Origin of the sequence: Xenorhabdus littoralis, assembly GCF_033949345.1 — a bacterium.
In the GTDB taxonomy this organism is placed as follows: domain Bacteria; phylum Pseudomonadota; class Gammaproteobacteria; order Enterobacterales; family Enterobacteriaceae; genus Xenorhabdus; species Xenorhabdus littoralis.
The window spans coordinates 1-4276 of sequence record NZ_VCDP01000131.1; the positions used below are offsets into that span (position 1 = coordinate 1).

Genomic DNA, 4276 nt, shown 5'->3' on the forward strand with positions numbered 1-4276 from the left:
CGGACAATCCGCGTCTGAGCGCTGGAGAACGGTCACACGTCGGTGCGGGTGGTGTTTGGCACCAAAGGCGGACGGCCGAGGCAGGCGGTCATACTAGATCGGAAAGCCCTGCAACAGGCTATTGCCTATGCCGAGCGCGAACAGGCAGGGCGCAGCGGCAGATTAATTGATAAGCCCACGCTCCATCAGGCGATAGATCGTTACCGTTACATGGTCAGACGTGCCGGGCTGGTGGGTAAACAAGCACCACACAGCATGCGCTACCATTTTGCCGAGCAATCAGGCGTACATTACATAGCACAGGGTTTTAGTGAGCGGGAAGCGCTGGCACTGGTGTCAATGGATTTAGGACATGGTGATGGGCGGGGACGTTATATCCGGCAGGTGTATTACCAGAATATTGAGAGTGAATAATAAGTTGTATTGGTACATACTAGATCAAATAATTTGTTCATCAGAATACGAGCAAACCAATCTAGGCGCTTAGCTGATTATTCATATGTTATTTCTAGCTTGTTTCTGGGCAGAAATGGTGAGGTACACCGATGATATGCCATTTACCTTTGAATATCTCAGCGAAGCAAAATGCTTCTATACTCACCTTACTTCAAGATGCATGATGCATAACTCTTATTGTATTGATTTAAAAAGATTATTAATCATCGTAAACCAGCATCTTGAAGTTAAATTGGTATATAAGGTATTGCTTAACCGACTGAATAAATATGGTCTGGAATTGCACAGTGGCAAATCGCAATTAATTCCGGCAGGTCGCATTACAGTAATGAGAGCCAACCAGTTGGGAGGGTGTTTGCCTACGTTTAACTTTCTGCTATTGGGGGAAAGTGCGGAAAGACTTCTGGCACCTGAAAATCAGCAGCCCAAAAGGCAATTTCGCAATCAAGTTAAAGGGGGTCTCTGATATTGTGAACTATATGTTTCAACATGACAGTTACGTTTATTTTACAGACAGTAGTAAACAGTTTAGCAATAAGCAGGTTATGTCTGGTGACTCAGCTAAAGGTAAGGGAGATTATAAGCTTGAAATTAAAACAAATGGGAACCTCCCACTAATGGTATTGAGTAAATATTAATTTTCCATCATTTATGATATAAAAAATAAAATTTATATTTTTCCAGATGTCAGTAATTAAGTTAAAAATAATTAATGCTATAATTTTTTATGGATTTATATTTAGTGTTAGTCATGTTTTTCAGATTTCTTTCTAAATAAGATGTCATAATAGCAGTACACTCAGGTCATGAAGACTCCTTACTCCTCGCGGCGCGAGGAGTAAGGAAGTGATCTAACAATTTGAATGCTTATTTAGCTATAGAGTATATAAAGACAAATACATCCTTTATCTTCTGTATTTGTCTTTTAAAATAGGGGTAATCATTAATTGTCAGAGTGTTGTTATGTCAGTAGAACCGTATTGTTCGTTTTGTGGTAAATCCAAAAGTGAGGCCAACACATTAGTTGCTGGTTCGAGTGTTTATATTTGTGAGGAATGCATAGACCTTTGTCAGGAGATTGTTTTAGAACGCAAAAAAGTCAAAGAAGTTGAAATATTGGATAAAAATGCCGCTGATTTATACCGCTTTCTCTATAGCTCCGCTGTGGGAGTATTTAATCGTGCGGTGGTATGCACTCATGTGATATTACAGGAACAAATCGAACTGGATAAAGTGCAGATGAAAACAACCATAGCACTATTGACAGAACGGCATATGCTACAGGTTATTCCTTATAGTAAAACTTGTGATTTGTATCTGATGGGAGGATCTTCTACAGAGATTCAGTTTAACGATTCAAGTCAGTCATACAGCGTAGCAGCAAATGTTCTGATAAAACCGGACACAAAGTCTAAGCTGTTCCCCTAGCTTGGCGAATTTTATAAAAACCCCAAAGATTAAAACGGATATTCTGTATCTTGAAATCGATTGGGTATAACCTGTTACCACAAAGTGCCATGGTGCACCAGCGGCAAAGAATAAACCGTCACTGAATATTTCCTATTCGGAAAAGGGTATCTTAGTGACGGTTTAAACGCAGTTCAGGTTATTTGTTTTTACTATTCCATTTTTTCACTTTAACGTTGCCAGGAATTTTGATTTCGAGTGAGTTTCCGAATTTTTCATCTATTTTTCTTAATAATTCCTTTGGATTACTTTTTAATGAAGTAATTTGTACAGCGGGTATACTCGATGCAGCAATAAGCAGTGACTTTAAGTCTGTCAATTTACCCTTCACTGCTTTTACCGCAGAAAGGTCTTTATGATGCAGTAAATCTGGGGAAGCGAAAAACTCTGTACCTTCTCCAAATAATTCATTCAGTTCCGTGGTATTAGATAAGTCATATTCAGCGTAGTGCGTCGTGTTAGATAAAAATTTTCTATCACTCACTTCACCATCTATGGCCAAAAGGAAGAATGTAAAGGCAGTATTTCCCAATCGGTTCCAGTCGTCGTCATTTGTATTCGATTCACTTGAACGTTTTAATGTTTTCACACCTTTTTTTACCAGATCCATATTAGTGGATATTTCGGTAAAAGGCGGTGTGCTTTCTTTTGTACTGGTATAATGGCGCAATGTGAACTTCACATCTTGTATCTTTCCCATGCTTTGGGGAGAAGCTTGTTTTGATGAAAATGATAATTTATTGTCAGTAATTCCGGTCATCATCCTGAAAGGAAATTCCCTGTCTTCTGATGAGTGTTCCGCTTGATATTCACCATAAACTTCTTCTGCTGATTTTTTCACCCGACCATCAGTATCAAAAAATGATATCGGATTATTACTCACCATGCGGAATAAATTCAGACCATCCACTGTTCCCGCTGGGTCGGCACTCAGCCATCGGCCTGCCCACGGCTGATAATAACGGTAACCATAGTAGTACAATCCCGTTACATCACGTTCCTTGCCTGAGTACCGGAGGGTTTTGTAATCCGCCTCTGTCTGGTTGCGGGCCATCCATACCGCCGTGCCTCCATACGGGTAATATTCTTCCTGACTGATAACGTTACCGCTGCCGTCCACCTCCAGACCGCTGCTGCCGATAAGGTTGTCGTAGCTGTAGCGTATCTGGTCATTAATGTTGATTTCTGACGGTTTACCGTTCTCCCAGTGCAATATCCGCACCTGCGACCGTCTTGCTTCTCCTACCGTAATAACATGCAGTTTCTCTTTTTCTGTTTCACCATTTGTTGTCGTGCGCAGTTCAAGTCCTGACAGGTATAGTGTGCTTTGTGTCTGCATGCTGCCACCCGTCAGCTGAGTGGTTGTTTTGATAACGCGCTGGCTGGCTGCATCATAGCGGTATATCTCATTATCAGAGGGCTGTCCCTCACGGATGACTAATGCTACCTTCAGCAATTCGCCGCGCGGTGTCCAGAGCAGGTTCTGTCCCGGTTGAAGCTGATTCTGATGCCCGCCTGCCGTAAATAGGGTATCTACCTTTGTCGCATCTTCTGTCAGCGAACTCAGCACCGCCCGATTACTACGATCCGAGACCGTGATACGGGTAGTGTAATTGTTGCCTGTGGCCGGAGCTGAGTGGCGTATCTGTGTCAGATTGCCACCAGTATCATAAGTGTAAGCACGGGTGTAAGCAGTAAAGATGCTATCGTCTGATGGAAAGGGAATCATGGTGGAAGGTAAAGCGCTGTTCTGTTGGGCCAGATTAGCCATCTCACGCCCGGTGGCGGAGACTAGCTGGTACAGGCTATCGTATGTATAGGTGTTCTCCGGCACCACTTTCTGGTTGCGCCAGAAGCGGGTTTCTTCCGCATCATTGCGCACGCTGAGCACGTTGCCCACCGGGTCGTATTTGTAGCGCAGGTCCTGCATAATTCTGGTGCCGGCAGCATGTCCGGACGGGCGCTCCGTTTTAATGCCCGTCAGGCGCTGCGTTTCCGGTTCATAGGTGTATGTGGTCATCACACCATTACCGTGCTCCTCGCTCAGCTTCTGCCCAGCGGCCGAGTATGTCAGCGACTTCACGATAACCTGCTCCTGTCCGTTTTTCACCGTCAGCCAGCTACCCTTCAGCAGACCCGCCACGTCGTACGCCACACGTTGCAGGTTACCGACCGCATCCGTGGTGGTCAGTACCGCGCCCGTGGCGTCAGCGGTGGTCAGGGTGGTGTGGGTCTCAGTGTCCAGCAGGGCGCTCCAGTCGGAGGTATCCTTGCCCTGCCAGTCGGCAACGGTACCCGTGTTATCAGCGTCCTTCAGCAGACGACGGGTGACTGACAGCGGAACACCGCTCAG

2 protein-coding genes and 2 pseudogenes are annotated in these 4276 nt (G+C 44.6%); 3 read left to right on the forward strand and 1 reads right to left on the reverse strand.

Annotated elements, in window-relative coordinates:
- Nucleotides 1-18: 18 nt before the first annotated feature.
- From FE394_RS18440 to FE394_RS18450, 3 genes and pseudogenes are all read left to right on the forward strand, one after another.
- Nucleotides 19-414: pseudogene (locus FE394_RS18440) on the forward strand (integrase domain-containing protein); the annotation flags it as partial.
- A gap of 85 nt (nucleotides 415-499) precedes the next feature.
- Entirely contained in the window at nucleotides 500-922 is a 423-nt protein-coding gene (locus tag FE394_RS18445) for a hypothetical protein (RefSeq protein ID WP_319927795.1), read from the forward strand.
- Between the two features lie 497 nt (nucleotides 923-1419).
- Nucleotides 1420-1566 (forward strand): annotated as a pseudogene (locus FE394_RS18450) (ClpX C4-type zinc finger protein); the annotation flags it as partial.
- Nucleotides 1567-2062: 496 nt separating this feature from the next.
- Here FE394_RS18450 and FE394_RS18455 read toward each other — a convergent pair.
- The coding region (locus tag FE394_RS18455) for an RHS repeat protein (RefSeq protein WP_319927796.1) at nucleotides 2063-4276 on the reverse strand (2214 nt) is incomplete at its 5' end.